Raw genomic sequence first — 16,170 nt, 5'->3', positions numbered from 1 at the left:
GTCGTGCCGGGTCGACGGCACACGGTCGGTTCCCGGACAGCGGCGCGGAATTCCCGGAACGCGGGACGGCGACCCAGATGAGTCGATATACAGATGTTTGACATTCATTCGGGGGTTCTGTCCATGCGTGTTCTCGTCACCGGCGGGGCCGGTTTCATCGGAGCCAATCTGGCCTGCGCCGCGTCGGCCGATCCCGCCGTCAAAGAGGTGACCGTCCTCGACGATCTCTCGGTCGGGCTGCCCGCCAACCTGGACGGACTCGGCGTCGACCTGGTCGAGGGCTCCGTCCTGGATCCGGTCGCCCTGGACACGGTGATGGCGGGCCGGGAGGCCGTGGTCCACCTGGCCGCCCTGCCGAGCGTGCCCCGCTCCCTGCGCGACCCGATGGCCTCCCACCAGGCGAACGCGACCGGCACGCTGATGGTGCTGGAGGCGGCCCGTCGGCACCAGGTCGGACACGTCGTCGTCGCCTCGTCGTCCTCGGTGTACGGCACGAACCCCGCGCTGCCCAAGACGGAGCTGACCTGGACCCGCCCGATGAGTCCCTACGCGGCGAGCAAACTGGCCGCGGAGGCGTACGCGCTGGCGTACCAGGCGTCGTTCGGCCTGCCCACGCTGGCCTTCCGGTTCTTCAACGTGTTCGGGCCGGGGCAGCGGCACGACCACGCGTACGCGGCGGTGATCCCGAGGTTCGTGCACGCCGCCCTGCACGGCGAGCCGGTCGTGCTGCACGGCGACGGCACCCAGTCCCGCGACTTCACCTATGTCGGCACGGTCTGCCAGGTCATCCTGGACGCGCTGCGCCGCCGGGTGCAGCATCCGCACCCGGTGAACCTCGCCTTCGGGGCACGGGCCACCCTGCTCGACGTCGTCGGCGAGCTGGAGAGCCTGCTCGGGCGGTCGATCGATCGCGAGTACGCCGCCCCGCGCGTCGGCGACGTGCCGCACTCCCTGGCCGACGACACCCTGCTGCGGGAGCTGTTTCCGGACGTGACCCCGGTCGACCGCCTCGACGGCCTCCGCGACACCGTCGAGTGGATGTCCGGGCGCGTCGCACCTGCCGGGACCCGGTGAACCGGGCGGCGAGTCGGGTCGCACCGGCGCGGCCGGTCACACCGGACCCGGTCCCGACGTCGGAGGCGGCGGGCGATCGGGACCGGCGGGTCACCGTCGACCTCGCCGCCGCGATGGTGGCGAAGGGGATCGGCCTGGCCGCGCCGCTCGTCGTCACCCCGGCCTGCTTCGGCTACCTCGGCGACCAGCGGTACGGCCTGTGGATGGCGGTCACCGCGCTGACCGGGATGGCCTGGTTCGCCGACCTGGGGCTGGGCAACGGACTCCTGACCCGCCTGAGCCACCACGTCACCGACGTGCGGGCGCAGGCGCGGGAGATCTCCAGCGCCTTCGCCACCCTCGGCGCGGTCGCGGTGGTGCTGGTCACCGTGCTGGTGGCGGTCGGGCCCACGGTGCCCTGGGCCGGACTGTTCGGCGTCACCGACGCGCGGGTCGCCTCGGACGCGTCCGCGATGGTGCTGCTCTGCTTCGGAGCCTTCGCCGTCAACATCCCGTTCTCGCTGATCCAACGGATCCAGTACGCCCGTGGCCAGGTGGTGCGCAGCAGCGTCTGGCAGTCGGCCGGTGCGCTGGTGGCGATGGTCGCGGTGCTCGGCGCCATCACCGCCGGGTGGAGTCCGCTGGTGGTCATCGGCTGCGCGGTGCTGGCCGTGCCGCTGACCAACCTGCTCAACACGGTGGCGTACTTCTGGTTCCAGGAGCCCGCGCTGCGGCCCGGTCCGACCCTCGTGGACCGGACCACCGCCGTCGTCCTGCTCCGGCTCGGCCTCCAGTTCTTCGCGCTCACCACGATGTCGTCGCTCGCGCTCAACATGGACAGCCCGCTCGTCGCGTACCTGCTCGGGCCCTCGGTGGCGGCCCACTACGCGGTGGTCGGGAAGCTGTTCGCCGTACTGTCGGTCTTCGTCGGGCTGGTCGGCATGACGATCTGGCCGGTCAACGGCATCGCCCTGGCCCGGGGCGAGGTGGCCTGGGTACGCCGCAACACCCGGCGCATGGTGCTCCTCTACGGCGTGATCGTCGGCGTGGTCGGCGGTGCGCTGGTCGGCTTCGGCCCGCGGCTGATCGAGCTGTGGGTGGGCGACATCGACCGCGCCGAGGTGTCGCTCGCGCTCCTGGCCGGGCTGGCCGGCTGGTCCTTCCTCGTCGCTGTCACGTCCCCGTTGATCATGGTACAGAACAGCGTCGGCCTGCTCCGGCCGCAGTTCGTCGGCTGGGCGTCGTTCCTGGTGCTGGCGGCCGGGCTCAAGGTCTGGGGACTGCGGCAGTTCGGGCTCGCCGGACTGCCGGTCGCGGCCTGCCTGGCGTACGTGCTGACGATCTGGCCTGCGGTGTTCGTGGGCTACCGGCGGGCGCTCGCCGGTGACCGGCCCCGGCGACCGGTACGACGAGCGAAGGAGCGGACAGATGCCCACCTTTCCGGATGACCTGGCGGTGCCCGGCGCGCGCCGGCCCGCCCGTACGTGCCGGGTGCTGCGGATCGTCGGTGAACTGAACTTCGGCGGCACCGAGATGCGTACCGCCGAACTGCTGCCCCGGCTGGCCGCCGCCGGTGTCGAGGTGCACCTGGTGACGCTCAGCGAACGGATCGGTCCCGGCCCGCTGGCGGAGACGGTCACCCGGCACGGCGGCACGGTCACCCCGATCGCCCTGGACGCGCACTTCGCGCCACGCCTGATCGGGCTGCTGCGGCGGCTGCGGCCGGACGTGGTGCACGTCGACTGCGCCAACTTCTCCGGCGTACCGCTGGCGCTGGCCCGGCTGCGGGGCGTACCCGTCCGGGTGGCGCACTTCCGGGGCGACGACAACCTGCGCCGGAGCCTGCGGCGGCGCGTCTACCGCCGGCTCTGCGGTCGTCTGCTGCAGCGCAGCGCCACCGACATTCTCGGCGTCTCGCCCAGCGCACTCACCTTCGGCTACGACCGGGCATGGCAGGACGACCCGCGCTGCCGGGTGGTGCTCAACGGCCTCGACCTCGACCGGCTGCGGGCACCGGGCCGCGACGACCTGCGGGCACTGGTCGGCGCCGAACCGGGCGCACTCGTCTGCGTCAGCGTCGGGCGGGCCTCGCCGGAGAAGCGGCGCTGGCTGCTGCCGCCGATCCTGGCCGAGCTGCGTGCTCTGGGCGTGTCGGCGCACGCGGTGCTGGTCGGTCCCGGCGACGACGCGGACGACGACGCGCGGGTCCGCGCCGCGGCGCGTGCCGCCGGCCTCGCCGACCGGGTGCACCTGATCGGCCCCCGCGACGACGTGGGCGACCTGCTCCGGCAGGCCGACGTGGTAGTGCACCCCTCCTGCCTGGAAGGACTGCCCGGGGGAGTGCTGGAACCCGTCGCGCTGGGCATCGGCGCCGTCGCCGCCGACCTGCCCGGGGTGCGGTTCATCGAGGCGCACCTGCCCGGTGTGACGGTCGTCGACACCGACGCGCCACCGAGGGCCTGGGCCGAGGCGGTGCGGACCGCCGCGGCGTATACCGCGGCGACGACGCCGGAGACGGCCGCCGCGCGCTTCGCCGACAGCATCTTCGCCATCGACGCCGCAGCCGCCGCCCACCTCGCCATCTATCGACCAGAAAAAGATTCGACAGCGCAGCAGAGCCGGCTGACCGCCGGCTCGGAACGGTGAGGACGATGAACGACCGGACCCTGGTACGCGGCCGGGCCGATCGGGGCCGATCGGCGCCTCGGGTACGCCCGGCCCGGACGTTGCTCGTCGGCGCGTACGCCTTCCCGCACGGCGACGCCACCTCCAACCGGCTGCGGCAACTCGCCCGCAGCGCCGCACCCGAGGGGGAGCGGACCCTGGTGGTGAACGACTGGCCCTGCGAGCTGCCCTTCCCCGGCGACGTCGGCGACCTAGCCGGCATCGACCTGGTCACCCTGCGGATCCGGGGCGGCAACCGGCTCACCCGGATGTCGGCCCGCCTGACCCGACCGGTACGCGTCCTGCGTGCCCTGCGTCGACTGGGCGTGGACCGCGACGAGATCGGCGTGGTGCTGCTGCCGATGGCGATGATGACCCTCGGCAACTGGGCGGTGCTGCGGCTCGCGTTGCGCGCTCCCGTGGTGGTGGACGCCAGCGAACGCCACGACCGGCACCAGTTCGCGCGCGGCTGGCTCACCCCGTACTTCGTGCGGCACCGCTGGTCCACGTTCCTGGCGACCCGGCTGGTGCACCGCGCCACGGCGGTCACCGGCGCGCTCGCCGACCACCTCACCGGGTACGGCCTCGACGTGCTGGTGGTGCCGCCGCAGGTGGACTGCGACGAGTTCCGGCCGCCCCGGACACCGTCGCTGGCCGACGGGCTACGGCTGCTCTACGCCGGCACCCCCGGCCGCAAGGACATGCTCGACGTGATCGTGCGCGGCATCAGCCGGCTCGCCCCGGCCGACCAGCGGCGGGTGAGCCTCACCATCGCCGGCGTCACCCGCGAGCAGGCCGCCACCCGGTCGGACCTGGATCCGGCGCTGCTGGACGCGGTCCGCGCCGAGGTGACCTTCCTCGGCCGGGTGCCCCGCGACTCCGTGCTGGCGCTGCTCGGCGGCGCGCACTTCTCGGTGCTGGTCCGGCCCACCGGCGGGTACGCCGCCCACGGCTTCCCGTCCAAGGTGCCGGAGAGCCTCGCCGCCGGGTGTCCGGTGCTGCTCAATCACACCAGCGACCTGGCCGCGTACGTGCACGACGGCGCCGAGGGCCTGGTGCTCGACGGCAACGGCCCGGACGACGTGCGCCGGGGGATCGAGCGGGCGCTGCGGCTGCGGGACGAGGAGTGGGTGGCGATGAGCCGGGCCGCCCTGTCCCGGGCCCGCGAGTCGTTCGACCACCGGGCCTGGCAGGCCCGGGTCACCGCGTTCCTGGCCGACGCAGGTCGTCGCTGAGGCGAGGGCGCGGACCGCTCGCGCGGGGCGCGGTGATTCAGCCGGGCACCACGGCACGGTGGCGCGGTCGCCGGTCCGTCCGCCCGTGGTCGCTCCCGCCGCGTTCCCCGTCCGGGTCGGCGGTGGGCCGGTGCAGCAGGGCGGCGACCGCGAGCCAGAACACGTACGGGTACGGCTGACCCGTGCCGAAGATGGCGGACTCGGTCAACTGGATCAGCAAACCGCTGACCACGAGCCACACCAGGCCCGAGTTGGCGCCGCGCACCGGTGCGCGGAGCGCGCCGTGCCCGGCGGCCAGCAGCAACGCCACCAGCGGGGCGACGGCGGTGAGCCCCAACTCCAGCAACAGTTGCAGGTAGCTGTTGTGCACCACGCTGACGCTCGCACCGAAGAACTCGTCCAGACTGGCGAGTTCGAACAGGTGGTTGCGGGACGCGTACCCGAAGCCCAGCGTGGGCCGGTTCTGCCACCACAGGTCGACGGTGGCCTGCCACATCTCGGTGCGGCCGTTGGACAGGTCGGCCCCCTCCGGATCGGTGAAGCGCCGCACGATCCGCTGCATCCACGGCGCCGAGAAGACGACCGGCAGCAGGTTAACCAGGTGGGCCACCAACAGCGTCGCGGTCACCGCCGAGGCCAGGCGCACGACCGGTCTGAACCCGTGCCGCAGCAGAACCCAGGCGGCGCCGACGAGCACGGCGACGATCCCGGTCCGCGACTGCGACAGCAGCAGGCAGATGCCGACCGGCACCACGCCGAGCAGCAGCGCGAGCCGGCGGAACTGCTGGTACACGGCCCAGCCCAGGGGGACGGCCAGGGCGCACACGATGGCGAGCATGTTCGGGTTGTTGTAGATCCCCTGGAACCGCTCGCTGCTGGCCAGCGTGGCGGTCAGCATGCCGCCGGTGAACCCGTATCCGAGGCTGACCAGGGCGGACAGGCTGAGGACCAGGTACACCGTACGCAGGTCGCCCAGCATCACCCCGTGCTCGGACCACCGCCGCCGGACCAGCACGTGCACCAGGGCGGCCAACAGCACCAGGGCCACACCACGCTGGAAGGTCTCCATCGGGACCACCGACCAGACGGTGCTGAGCGTGGCGAGCCCGGCGACCGACCAGAGCGCGACGACGAGGACGCCGGTCCACGGGGCGAGCCGGACCGGGGCCCGTACCGGTCGGCACAGCTCCCACACCACCAGGCCGGCGACCGCGGTGTAGCGCGGATAAAAGCTCAGTTCGACCAGGGCGGGGATGTCCGACGAGGCGCAGACCAGCAGTGCCGTGGTCAGGCCCAGCAGCCACCGCCAGCCGTCCATCCGACGGACCAGGGCGACCAGCAGGAGCAGCAGGGTCAACCCGATCGCGGCCAGCGGAGCGTCGACCGCGACGAGGGTCGTGACCACGACCAGCCCCGCCGCCCCCGCGACGACGCCCCACTCGCCCAAACGGTTCATCACCTGGTGTCCTTCGATTCGCGTCCGACCCGCGCACCTCGCGGGCCGGCGGGTCGTTCTCGTCCGCCGTCAGACCCGGACGCCCGGCCGGTCCGTCGACGCGTCGGACCAGCGGGCCCGGGCGGCGTGCATGGCGCGGACCATCTCCGGCCAGCCCGGCGGCCGGTAGCCGGTGGCCCGGGTGAGCGCGTCGGCCCGCATCGAGCGGTCGCAGACGAACCCGTCGTCGGGCACCAGTTCGCCCGGCCACCCGTACACCTCGGCGACCAGCCGCAGGAGGTCGTGCTTGGAGATCGGTTCGGCCGCGACGTGGTAGAGCCCGGTCAGGTCCTCGCGGGGCAACACCACCGTGCGCAGCAGCCGGGCGAACTCGACGGTCGTCACGCCGGTGTAGATGGCCCGGGTGAAACCGCGTACCTGGCCCCGTTGGGCGAGGAACCAGTCCACCAGGGATCGGTGCGTGGCCAGCTCGTGCCCGATGATCGAGGTACGCAGGGTGAGCGCCGACGGTCCGGTCGCCTCGCCGAGCAACTTGGACCGCCCGTACAGGTCGGGGGGATCGGGCAGGTCCTCCTCGGTGTAGCCGCCCCGTCGACCGGAGAAGACACAGTCTGTGCTCACGTGCACCACCCGGCTGCCGAGGTCGGCACAGGCGTCGGCGAGCAGGTGGGGCAGGAGTGCGTTGAGGGTGACGGTCGGCACCGCCTCCTGCACGTCCGGCCGCTGCTTGATGACGCCCACGCAGTTGATCACCACGTCCGGGTGGAGCGTGTCGAGGAGCCGGCGGACGTCGGCGAACCGGGTGGCGTCGACGCCCGGGGTGATCCGGTCGCGCAGGTGCGCCGGGAACCACCCCGCGTGGTCGTCGACGCGCCGGGCCAGACCGTGCACGTCCAGGTCGGGGTCCTCGCTCAGGTCGCGCAGGACGGCGTGACCGAGCATGCCGGTGACGCCGAGGACGAGCACCCGCCGTGCGGCCGGACGCGCCGCAGCGTCGGCCTGGTCACGCCGCCGGGGCACCCGTTCCGTCCCGCCGCCGCCCGCGCCCGGGTCGGTGCCGTGCCGCTCGTTCATGCGGGCACGGCGGTGGCCGCCGCGGCATTGAGCTGCGCCCGTACCTCGGGCAGAGTCCGCAACAGCGACTCGATCTCCGGTACGGAAAGCCGGCGGGCGTTGTGCGAGTGGAAGTCGGCGAGCGCTCCCCGCTCGACGTTGCCCTCCTCGAAGTAGAGGGCGTAGTTGAGGTCGCGGCTGTCCACCGGCACCCGGAGGAAGTCGCCCAGGTCCACGGCGTGGGCGAGTTCCTCGCGGCTGGCCAGGGTCTCGTACAGCTTCTCTCCGTGCCGGATGCCGAGCACGTCGACCTTGGCGGGCACCCCGAACAGGTTGCACAGGGCGGTGGCCAGGTCGCCGATGGTGCAGGCGTCGGCCTTGCGGATGAACACGTCACCCGGCTGCCCGTCGCGGAACGCGTGCTCGACCAGGTCGACCGACTGCGCCAGCGACATCAGGAATCGGGTCATCGACGGTTCGGTGACGGTCGGCAGCGCACCTCGGCGGATCTGCTCGATGAACAGCGGGATGACCGAGCCGCGCGAGTACATGACGTTGCCGTACCGCACGCAACAGACCCGGGTGCGGGCCTGCGGGTTGTTCCGGGCGTGCGCCTGCGCCACCTTCTCCATCAGGGCCTTGGTCATCCCCATCGCGTTCACCGGGTAGACGGCCTTGTCGGTGCTGAGCAGCACCAGCGTCTCGACGCCGACCCGCTCGCAGGCGTCGACGACGTTCGCGCTGCCGAGCACGTTCGTGCGGACCGCCTCCAGCGGGAAGAACTCGCAGGACGGCACCTGCTTGAGGGCGGCGGCGTGGAAGACGAACTCCATGCCCCGGGCGGCCTTGAGCACGCTGTCGTAGTCGCGGACGTCCCCCACGTAGTACCGGACCCGGTCGTCACGCAGGCGGTGCCGCATCGCGTCCTGCTTGGATTCGTCGCGGCTGAGGACCCGCACCTCGGTGGCGCCGGCGTCGAGCAGCCGGGACACCATCGTCTGGCCGAACGACCCGGTGCCACCGGTAATCAGATAGCGCCTGCCGGAAAGCGAGGAAACCACATCTCCCCCTGCCTGTTTCCTGTCGAATGTCGGGCGGTGATATCGGGACAGCGTCCACCGGCGACCATACCGATTCACAAACCGGCCGGGGTCGGCTTTCCTGAATTAGAAAGAGAGTTTCATTCGGATTGAGGGTGCCGGGTCGCAGGTGAGCGCGATTCATTCTTTGGCCCTGTCCGAATGGCGCGCGCCACGAAATGTGAAAGCGCGATCCGGTGCGCCGAGAAATGATATGCGTATCGCATGCCAAAAGTTGCTCTCCATGCGACGTCCACGCGTGCCGGGGCTCCCGGCGGGGCGGGGAGTCGGCACGAATTCGCCGAGGATCCCGTCATCCGGCGACCGTACGATCGGTGGAAGCGGCTCCTCGACGTCCTGGGCGCCCTCCTCGTCCTGATCGTGGGCGCACCGCTGATGGCCCTGGTGGCCCTCGTGGTGCTGGTCGCGCACGGCCGTCCGGTGCTGTTCCGACACAAGCGACCCGGCCTGCACGGCGAGTTGTTCGAGATGGTCAAGTTCCGGACCATGCGCCACCCCGACCCGGACCGGGGACTGGTGACCGACGCGGAACGACTGACCCCGATCGGCCGTTGGCTGCGGGCCAGCAGCCTGGACGAACTGCCGGAGTTCTGGAACGTGCTGCGGGGCGAGATGAGTGTCGTCGGTCCCCGCCCGCACCTGGTCCAGTACCTCGACCTCTACAGTCCGGAACAGGCCCGCCGGCACGACGTACGGCCCGGCATCACCGGGCTCGCGCAGGTCCGTGGCCGCAACGCGCTGGAGTGGCACGCCAAGTTCGCCCACGACGTCGAGTACGTCGACCGCCGGTCCTTCCTGCTGGACCTGAGGATCCTGCTGGCCACCGTCTGGGTGGTGGTCAGCCGCCAGGGGATCTCCGCGCCGGGAGCGGCCACCTGGCACGAGTTCACCGGCAATCCACCCGCGCAGTCACCGGCCGGCGAACCGGATCCCGCGTACCGCCGATGAACCGGGTCCTGCTGCTGGGCGCCGGTGGGTTCCTGGGGCGGCACGTCCGGGCTGTGCTGGCCGCCCACACCGACGTCCGGTCGCCCGACCGGGTGGCCTGCGACCTGGTCCGCATCGACCTGCCGGCGCTGATCGCGTTGCTCGCCCGGGAACGGCCCGACGTGGTGGTGGCTGCGGCCGGCCGCATCGTCGGCTCCGGGTACGACTTCGTCCGCGCGCACGTGCTGGCCACCGCCAAGCTCATCGAGGCGATGGCCGAGGCCGTACCGGCGGCCCGGCTGGTCCGGATCGGGTCGGCCGCCGAGTACGGCGCCGTGCCGTACGGCCTCGCGGTGCCCGAGGACCACCCGTGCGCGCCGGTGAGCGAGTACGGGCTCAGCCACCTGACCGCCACCCGGCTGGCGGAACTGGCCGGCGCGGCGGGCCGGGTCGACACGGTCGTGCTGCGCGTCTTCAACCCGGTCGGGCCGGGCATGCCACCGGGCAACGTGCTCGGTCGGGTCACCGCGCTGATCAGGTCGGCGTGGGCCGCCGGGGACGACGGGATCTCGGTGGGGCTGCACGACACGTACCGCGACTTCGTCGACGTGCGGGACGTGGCGGCGGCGGTCCTGGCGGCGGCGCGCAGCGCGTCCACGGCCGACCGCGTCGTCAACGTCGGCAGCGGCCGGGCGGTGGCCCTCCGCGATGCCGTCCGGCTGCTGGCCGAGGTGGCCGAATTCAGCGGCGGCATCCGGGACGGCGGCTTCACCGCCGACGCCGGGCGCTCCGCCACCGTGCCGTGGATGTGCGCGGACACCGCCTGTGCCGGGCGGGTGCTCGGCTGGGCGCCCGCGTACGACCTGCGCGAGTCGCTGACCGCGCTGTGGCGCGCCGACGGTGCCGCGCCGCCGGTACGCCCGTTGGCCCCACTGGAGACGGGATGAGGCGGATGCGGATCGGCCTGCTCACGCAATGGTTCGACCCGGAGCCCGGCCCGGCCGCCCTGCCCGGGATGCTGGCCACCGCCCTCGCCGGGCGGGGGCACGAGGTGCAGGTGCTCACCGGGTTCCCCAACTATCCGACCGGGCGGCTGAGCCCCGGCTACCGGATGGCCCGCCGCCGCGACGAGACCGTCGGGGCGACCCGGATCCGGCGGGTCGCCCTGTATCCCAGCCACGACCGTTCCGCGCTGCGCCGGGTGGCCAACTACGGCTCCTTCGCCGTCTCCGCGCTGGTCTCCGGCACGCCGGCGCTGCGCGGCCTGGACGCGCTCTGGGTGGGTAACTCGCCGATCAGCGTCGCCCTGCCGATGTGGTTCGCCCGGTACGCCCACCGGGTGCCGGTGCTGCTGCACGTCCTCGACCTCTGGCCGGACAGCGTGGTGGCGAGCGGCTTCCTCGGCACCGGCCGGCTGTCCCGGACCGTCGAGCGGGGCATGGGCGGCTGGTGCGGCGCGATGTACCACAGCGCCGCCCGCGTCGCCTGCGTCTCGCCCGGCGCCGTCGACCTGCTCGCCGGCCGGGGCGTACCCCGGGAGAAGCTGGTGCACATCCCGATGTGGGCGGACGAGACGCCCCGGGCCCGGGGCGGTGACCTGCGCGCGGACCTGGGCCTGCGACCCGACCAGGTGGTCCTGGTGTACGCCGGTGCGCTCGGTGAGGCGCAGGGGCTCGACTCGCTGGTCGACGCCTGCGCCCGGGTGGCCGACCCTCGGCTGGTGTGCGTGATCGCCGGCTCCGGCACCACCGAGGAGCGGCTGCGCCGGCGGGCCGTGGAGGTCGGCGCGGCGAACGTGCGGTTCCTCGGGCAACTGCCCCGGGAACGGATGCCCGCGCTGATGGTCGCCGGCGACGTGCACTACGTGAGCCTGCGGCCGGGCGGCATGTCGGCGTACACCATGCCGAGCAAGGTGCAGGCCACGCTGGCCGCCGGACGGGCCCTGCTGGTGGCCGCCGAGGGGGACGCCGCCGACGTGGCGCACGACAGCGGGGCCGGGATCACCGCCCGGCCGGGTGACCCCGACTCGATCGCCGCCGCGTTGCGGGAACTCTGCGAGCTGGGCCGGGAGAAGCTCGACCTGCTCGGGCAGGCCGGTCGGCTGCACTACCAGCGGGTCTTCTCGGTGGCCGCCGGTGCCGAGCGGGTGGAACAGGCGCTGTCCGAGGTGGTCGACGGCCACCGGCGGTGACGGCCGACCGGCGCGGAGCGGCCCGGCTGCGACGGTCGGACCGGCATCGGGTGGTCAGGGCCAGTCGTCACCGGCGGCGAGGCGCCGGTCGATCAGCTCCGCCAGGGGCAGCGACTCGCCGTCGCGGCCGCCCCGGCCGACCACCAGTGGCGGCGGCACCGGCGGGCAGACCGCGCCGAACAGCAGCGCACGCACGCTGTTCGGCACGGTCAGCAGATAGAAGTCTCCCCGGGTGTCCACCGCCCGGGATCGCGCCCGGTCGACGTACCAGCCGGTCAGGCCGGTGCGGTAGCGGTGCCGCCCGTCGTACGACGTCACCCGCAGCCGCTCGGTACGCAGCCCGCGCGCCGTCGCGTCGGCGGCGAAGCGGGTCACCAGCTCCGCCGCCGCGGCCTGCTCCACGGCCCGGGCCCGGGAGTCCGCCTCGGCGTGCGCGTGCACCGCCCGCCGCCGCTGCTCCCGCCAGTCGTCGTCGCCCGCCATGGCGCTCACCGTACGCCGCCCGCCGGGGGAGGACTCAGGCCAGTCCGGCCCGGCGCAACGCCTCGGCCATCGCGTCGTTCGCCGGCCCGGACGGACCCCGGCCCTGCCGTTGCTGCGGCCCGCCGCGCTGCCCGCCCCGGTCACCACGCCCGCCGCCGCGTCCGCCCTGCCCGGCACTGCCCTGCCCGCGTCCGCTCTGTCCGCCGACGTCCCGGCTGCCCCGGGCGGCATCCGCGTCGTCGTCCAGCCGCAGGGTCAACGAGATGCGCTTGCGCGGTACGTCCACGTCCAGCACCTTCACCTTCACCACGTCGCCGGACTTCACCACCTCGCGCGGGTCCTTGACGAACGTGCGCGACATCGCCGACACGTGCACCAGGCCGTCCTGGTGCACCCCGACGTCGACGAAGGCGCCGAACGCGGCCACGTTGGTGACGACGCCCTCCAGCACCATCCCCGGGGTCAGGTCGCCGATCTTCTCGACCCCCTCGACGAAGGTGGCGGTCCGGAACTCCGGACGCGGGTCCCGCCCCGGCTTCTCCAGCTCGGCGAGGATGTCGGTCACCGTGGGCAGACCGAACGTCTCGTCGACGAAGTCGGTGGCCCGCAGCCCGCGCAGGATGGTCGACCGGCCGATCAACGTCCGCAGGTCCTGCCCGGTGCTGGCCAGGATCCGGCGCACCACCGGGTACGCCTCGGGGTGCACGCTGGAGGAGTCCAGCGGGTCGTCGCCGTCGGGGATGCGCAGGAAGCCGGCGCACTGCTCGAACGCCTTGGGCCCGAGCCGGGGCACCTTGCGCAGGTCGGAGCGGCTGCGGAACGGCCCGTTGGCGTCCCGGTGCAGCACGATGTTCTCGGCCAGCCCGGCGCCGATCCCGGAGACCCGGGTCAGCAGCGGCGCGGACGCGGTGTTCACGTCCACCCCGACGCCGTTGACGCAGTCCTCCACCACGGTGTCCAGCGACCGGGAGAGCTTCACCTCCGACAGGTCGTGCTGGTACTGCCCGACGCCGATGGATTTCGGGTCGATCTTGACCAGCTCGGCGAGCGGGTCCTGCAACCGGCGGGCGATGGAGACCGCGCCGCGCAGCGACACGTCCATCCCGGGCAGCTCCTGCGCGGCGTACGCGGAGGCGGAGTAGACCGAGGCACCTGCCTCGGAGACCATCACCTTGGTCAACCCGAGCTGCGGGAAGCGCTTGATCAGGTCACCGGCGAGCTTGTCGGTCTCCCGGCTGGCCGTACCGTTGCCGATCGCCACCAGCTCCACCCGGTGTGCTGCGGCGAGCCGGGACAGCGTCTCGATCGAGGCGTCCCACTGCCGGCGCGGCTCGTGCGGATAGATCGTGTCCGTGGCGACCACCTTGCCGGTGGCGTCCACGACGGCCACCTTCACCCCGGTCCGCAGCCCCGGGTCCAGACCCATGGTGGGCCGGGCCCCGGCCGGCGAGGCCAGCAGCAGGTCACGCAGGTTGGTGGCGAAGACCCGGACGGCCTCCTCCTCGGCCGCCTGCCACAACCGCATCCGCAGGTCGGCGCCGAGGTGGATGAGGATCCGGGTACGCCACGCCCAGCGCACCGTGTCGGCCAGCCACCGGTCCGCTGGCCGCCCCTGGTCGGTGACCCCGAACCGGCCGGCGATCGCCGCCTCGTACCGGGTCGGGCCGGTGACCGCCGCATCGATGTCGCCGTCGGCCTCCGGGTCCATGGTCAGGTCGAGCACACCCTCCTTCTCGCCCCGGAACATGGCCAGGATGCGGTGCGAGGGCAGCTTCGGGTACGGCTCGGCGAAGTCGAAGTAGTCGGCGAACTTCGCCCCGGCCGACTCCTGGCCCTCACGTACCCGGGCCACCAGCCGGCCGCGCGACCACATCTGCTCGCGCAGCGTGCCGATCAGGTCGGCGTCCTCGGCGAACCGCTCGATCAGGATGGCCCGCGCCCCGTCCAGCGCAGCGGCGGCGTCGGCCACGCCCTTGTCCGCGTCGACGTAGCCGCCCGCCGTGTCGCGCGGGTCCCGCGACGGGTCGCCGAGCAGCGTCTCGGCCAGCGGCTCCAGCCCGGCCTCGCGGGCGATCTGCGCCCGGGTCCGCCGCTTGGGCTTGTACGGCAGGTAGATGTCCTCCAGGCGGGACTTCGAGTCGGCCGCCATGATCTGCGCTTCCAGGGCCTCGTCCAGCTTGCCCTGAGAGCGGATCGACTCCAGCACCGCCGCCCGCCGCTCGTCCAACTCACGCAGGTAGCGCAGCCGCTCCTCAAGCGTACGCAGCTGTGTGTCGTCGAGCAGCCCGGTGGCCTCCTTGCGGTACCGCGCGATGAACGGCACGGTGGCGCCGCCGTCGAGCAGCTCCACGGCCGCGCGGACCTGGCGCTCGGCGACGCCGAGCTCCTCGGCGATGCGCTGATCAACTGAGAGGGTCACGATGGGCTCCGCCTTCTGGTGTGGGTTCCGTGTTGCATTCTGCCGGGCTACCGTGGCGATCATGGAACCACCTGTGGAGCCGCGCGCCCGACGCCTCTTCGGCGGCAGCGCACGGACCCTCGGCGACCTCGCGACCAGCCCGTTCCGCGCGGACCGGGACCGCATCGTCGGCTCGCCGTTCTTCACCCGCCTGGGTGGCGTCACCCAGGTGGTCAGCCCCGGCGGTTCCGGCCTGCTGGTGCACAACCGGCTCACGCACAGCCTCAAGGTCGCTCAGGTGGCCCGGGCGATCGCCGAACGGCTCACCGCCGACGGGTGGCAGCGTGACCTGGTGGAGAAGCTGGGCGGCTGTGACCCGGACGTGGTGGAGGCCGCCGCGATCGCCCACGACCTCGGCCACCCGCCCTTCGGGCATCTGGGCGAACGGGTGCTGGACCGGCTGGCCCGGCACCGGCTCGGCCTCACCGACGGCTTCGAGGGCAACGCCCAGTCGTACCGGATCGTCACCTCGACCGAGATCCGTGGCGCGGCCACCACCGGCCTGGACCTGACCGCGGCGGTACGGGCCGCGATGCTGAAGTACCCGTGGACCCGGCTCGACCACCCCGACCCCCACCCGCGCCTGCTGGACCCGCCGCCACGCGGGGCCACCCCGCCGCCGGACGACCCGGACAGCGGCTCGGCGAAGTTCGGGGCGTACCGCACCGAGCTGGAGGACCTTCGGCAGGCGCGGGCGCCGTTCGCCGGACGGATCGCCGACTGGCAGCAGACCGTCGAGGCGTCGGTGATGGACACCGCCGACGACATCGCGTACGCCATCCACGACGTGGAGGACTTCTATCGGGTCGGGGTGCTCCAGCAGGGCGCGGTCGCCGCCGAGCTGATGGCCTGGCAGCGGGAGGGCGGCAGCCTGCGGGCCATCACCGACGCGGCGTTGCAGACCTCCGCCCGCCGGCCCGGCTCGGCGATCGAGCGGCTGCGCCGCCAACTGCACCGCAAGGACGCCTGGATCGCCGACGACGACGCCTTCGCGGCGGCCGTCGAACACGTCCGGGAGGAGCTGGTCGAGGGCCTGCTGGCGGTACCGTTCGACGGCTCGATCGAGGCGGAGCAGTACGTCGCCCGCTTCTCCGCCCGGTGGACCACCCGATTCGTGGACGCGATCACCGTGGTCGAGCAGCCCGGGATGCGCTCCGGTCACGTGCTGCTGGCCCCGGCGCAGTGGCACGAGGCGCAGGTGCTCAAGTTCGTCCACCACCGCTTCGTGCTGGCCCGCCCCGACCTGGCGCTGCACCAGCGGGGCCAGGCCCGGCTGCTCGGCACCCTGGTCGAGGCGCTGCTGGAGTGGCTGCTCGACCCGGAGGAGGAGTCCCGCCTGCCCCGGCGGCTGCACGACCTGGTGGAGCTGGCCGAGGCGGAGCTGCACCCGCGTACGCCGGACCGGCTCGGCAAGGCACGGGGCCGCGCCATCGTGGACTTCGTCGCCCAGCTCACCGACGGCCAGGCGGTGGCGATGCTGGACGCCCTCTCCGGCCGTTCCGGCGCCCTCTGGACCGACGCCTTCGTCCTCTGAGGTGTGAGGTGATGCA

General features: G+C 73.1%; 13 protein-coding genes. 8 read left to right on the top strand and 5 right to left on the bottom strand.

The window, feature by feature from the left end; all coding sequences use genetic code 11:
- The first annotated feature begins 123 nt into the window (after positions 1-123).
- From ID554_RS03030 to ID554_RS03015, 4 genes are read left to right on the top strand one after another with little or no spacing between them, the layout of a single operon-like run.
- Positions 124-1,074, top strand: a complete 951-nt coding sequence (locus ID554_RS03030) for an NAD-dependent epimerase/dehydratase family protein (RefSeq protein ID WP_117227504.1) — start codon at positions 124-126, stop codon at positions 1,072-1,074.
- Positions 1,071-2,501, top strand: coding sequence for a lipopolysaccharide biosynthesis protein (locus tag ID554_RS03025; RefSeq protein WP_147333429.1), 1,431 nt, complete (start codon positions 1,071-1,073; stop codon positions 2,499-2,501). Before ID554_RS03030 ends, ID554_RS03025 begins: the two co-directional genes overlap by 4 nt.
- On the top strand, positions 2,482-3,699 hold the full coding sequence (locus ID554_RS03020) for a glycosyltransferase family 4 protein (RefSeq protein WP_147333428.1): 1,218 nt from the start codon (positions 2,482-2,484) through the stop codon (positions 3,697-3,699). Before ID554_RS03025 ends, ID554_RS03020 begins: the two co-directional genes overlap by 20 nt.
- A 5-nt stretch (positions 3,700-3,704) precedes the next feature.
- On the top strand, positions 3,705-4,952 hold the full coding sequence (locus tag ID554_RS03015) for a glycosyltransferase (protein WP_117227501.1): 1,248 nt from the start codon (positions 3,705-3,707) through the stop codon (positions 4,950-4,952).
- Between the two features lie 37 nt (positions 4,953-4,989).
- Here ID554_RS03015 and ID554_RS03010 read toward each other — a convergent pair whose 3' ends face one another.
- The 3 genes from ID554_RS03010 to ID554_RS03000 all read right to left on the bottom strand — a co-directional run bounded on the left by ID554_RS03010 (position 4,990) and on the right by ID554_RS03000 (position 8,522).
- Positions 4,990-6,408 (bottom strand): O-antigen ligase family protein, encoded by a 1,419-nt coding sequence (locus ID554_RS03010; RefSeq protein WP_117227500.1) that lies wholly within the window; start codon positions 6,406-6,408, stop codon positions 4,990-4,992.
- A gap of 69 nt (positions 6,409-6,477) precedes the next feature.
- A complete protein-coding gene (locus ID554_RS03005) occupies positions 6,478-7,482 on the bottom strand; it encodes a dTDP-4-dehydrorhamnose reductase family protein (RefSeq protein WP_117227499.1) in 1,005 nt (334 codons plus the stop codon).
- Positions 7,479-8,522 carry a polysaccharide biosynthesis protein gene (locus ID554_RS03000; protein ID WP_117227498.1) on the bottom strand — a complete coding sequence of 348 codons (1,044 nt, stop codon included), beginning with the start codon at positions 8,520-8,522 and terminating at the stop codon, positions 7,479-7,481. The genes ID554_RS03005 and ID554_RS03000 overlap by 4 nt, the downstream gene beginning before the upstream one ends.
- Positions 8,523-8,855: 333 nt before the next feature.
- Between ID554_RS03000 and ID554_RS02995 the strand changes: the two genes are divergently transcribed.
- The 3 genes from ID554_RS02995 to ID554_RS02985 are packed head-to-tail and all read left to right on the top strand — an operon-like array spanning position 8,856 to position 11,679.
- Positions 8,856-9,509 (top strand): sugar transferase, encoded by a 654-nt coding sequence (locus ID554_RS02995; protein WP_223884616.1) that lies wholly within the window; start codon positions 8,856-8,858, stop codon positions 9,507-9,509.
- On the top strand, positions 9,506-10,435 hold the full coding sequence (locus ID554_RS02990) for an NAD-dependent epimerase/dehydratase family protein (protein WP_117227496.1): 930 nt from the start codon (positions 9,506-9,508) through the stop codon (positions 10,433-10,435). Before ID554_RS02995 ends, ID554_RS02990 begins: the two co-directional genes overlap by 4 nt.
- The gene (locus ID554_RS02985; protein ID WP_199489169.1) at positions 10,432-11,679 is read left to right on the top strand and encodes a glycosyltransferase family 4 protein; all 1,248 of its coding nucleotides are present in this window, start codon (positions 10,432-10,434) and stop codon (positions 11,677-11,679) included. The genes ID554_RS02990 and ID554_RS02985 overlap by 4 nt, the downstream gene beginning before the upstream one ends.
- Before the next feature lie 54 nt (positions 11,680-11,733).
- Here ID554_RS02985 and ID554_RS02980 read toward each other — a convergent pair whose 3' ends face one another.
- Positions 11,734-12,162, bottom strand: a complete 429-nt coding sequence (locus ID554_RS02980; protein WP_117227494.1) for a hypothetical protein — start codon at positions 12,160-12,162, stop codon at positions 11,734-11,736.
- A gap of 34 nt (positions 12,163-12,196) precedes the next feature.
- The gene (locus ID554_RS02975; protein WP_117227493.1) at positions 12,197-14,644 is read right to left on the bottom strand and encodes a Tex family protein; all 2,448 of its coding nucleotides are present in this window, start codon (positions 14,642-14,644) and stop codon (positions 12,197-12,199) included.
- Here ID554_RS02975 and ID554_RS02970 point away from each other — a divergent pair.
- A complete protein-coding gene (locus tag ID554_RS02970; protein ID WP_117227492.1) occupies positions 14,643-16,154 on the top strand; it encodes a deoxyguanosinetriphosphate triphosphohydrolase family protein in 1,512 nt (503 codons plus the stop codon). The two genes, ID554_RS02975 and ID554_RS02970, sit on opposite strands and share 2 nt — an antisense overlap.
- Positions 16,155-16,170: the final 16 nt, after the last annotated feature.

It is taken from the genome of Micromonospora craniellae (assembly GCF_014764405.1).
In the GTDB taxonomy this organism is placed as follows: Bacteria; Actinomycetota; Actinomycetes; order Mycobacteriales; family Micromonosporaceae; genus Micromonospora; species Micromonospora craniellae.
The sequence above is the reverse complement of the archived record's forward strand: the minus strand, read 5'-3'. Positions and strand labels throughout refer to the sequence as shown.

Bases quoted from the DNA above. Each gene is read 5' to 3' on its own strand.
- ID554_RS03015 (WP_117227501.1), top strand. From the start codon at position 3,705: ATGAACGACCGGACCCTGGTACGCGGCCGGGCCGATCGGGGCCGATCG.
- ID554_RS03020 (WP_147333428.1), top strand. From the start codon at position 2,482: ATGCCCACCTTTCCGGATGACCTGGCGGTGCCCGGCGCGCGCCGGCCC.
- ID554_RS02970 (WP_117227492.1), top strand. From the start codon at position 14,643: ATGGAACCACCTGTGGAGCCGCGCGCCCGACGCCTCTTCGGCGGCAGC.
- ID554_RS02980 (WP_117227494.1), bottom strand. From the start codon at position 12,162: ATGGCGGGCGACGACGACTGGCGGGAGCAGCGGCGGCGGGCGGTGCAC.
- ID554_RS02975 (WP_117227493.1), bottom strand. From the start codon at position 14,644: ATGATCGCCACGGTAGCCCGGCAGAATGCAACACGGAACCCACACCAG.
- ID554_RS02990 (WP_117227496.1), top strand. From the start codon at position 9,506: ATGAACCGGGTCCTGCTGCTGGGCGCCGGTGGGTTCCTGGGGCGGCAC.
- ID554_RS02985 (WP_199489169.1), top strand. From the start codon at position 10,432: ATGAGGCGGATGCGGATCGGCCTGCTCACGCAATGGTTCGACCCGGAG.
- ID554_RS03010 (WP_117227500.1), bottom strand. From the start codon at position 6,408: ATGAACCGTTTGGGCGAGTGGGGCGTCGTCGCGGGGGCGGCGGGGCTG.
- ID554_RS03030 (WP_117227504.1), top strand. From the start codon at position 124: ATGCGTGTTCTCGTCACCGGCGGGGCCGGTTTCATCGGAGCCAATCTG.
- ID554_RS03005 (WP_117227499.1), bottom strand. From the start codon at position 7,482: ATGAACGAGCGGCACGGCACCGACCCGGGCGCGGGCGGCGGCGGGACG.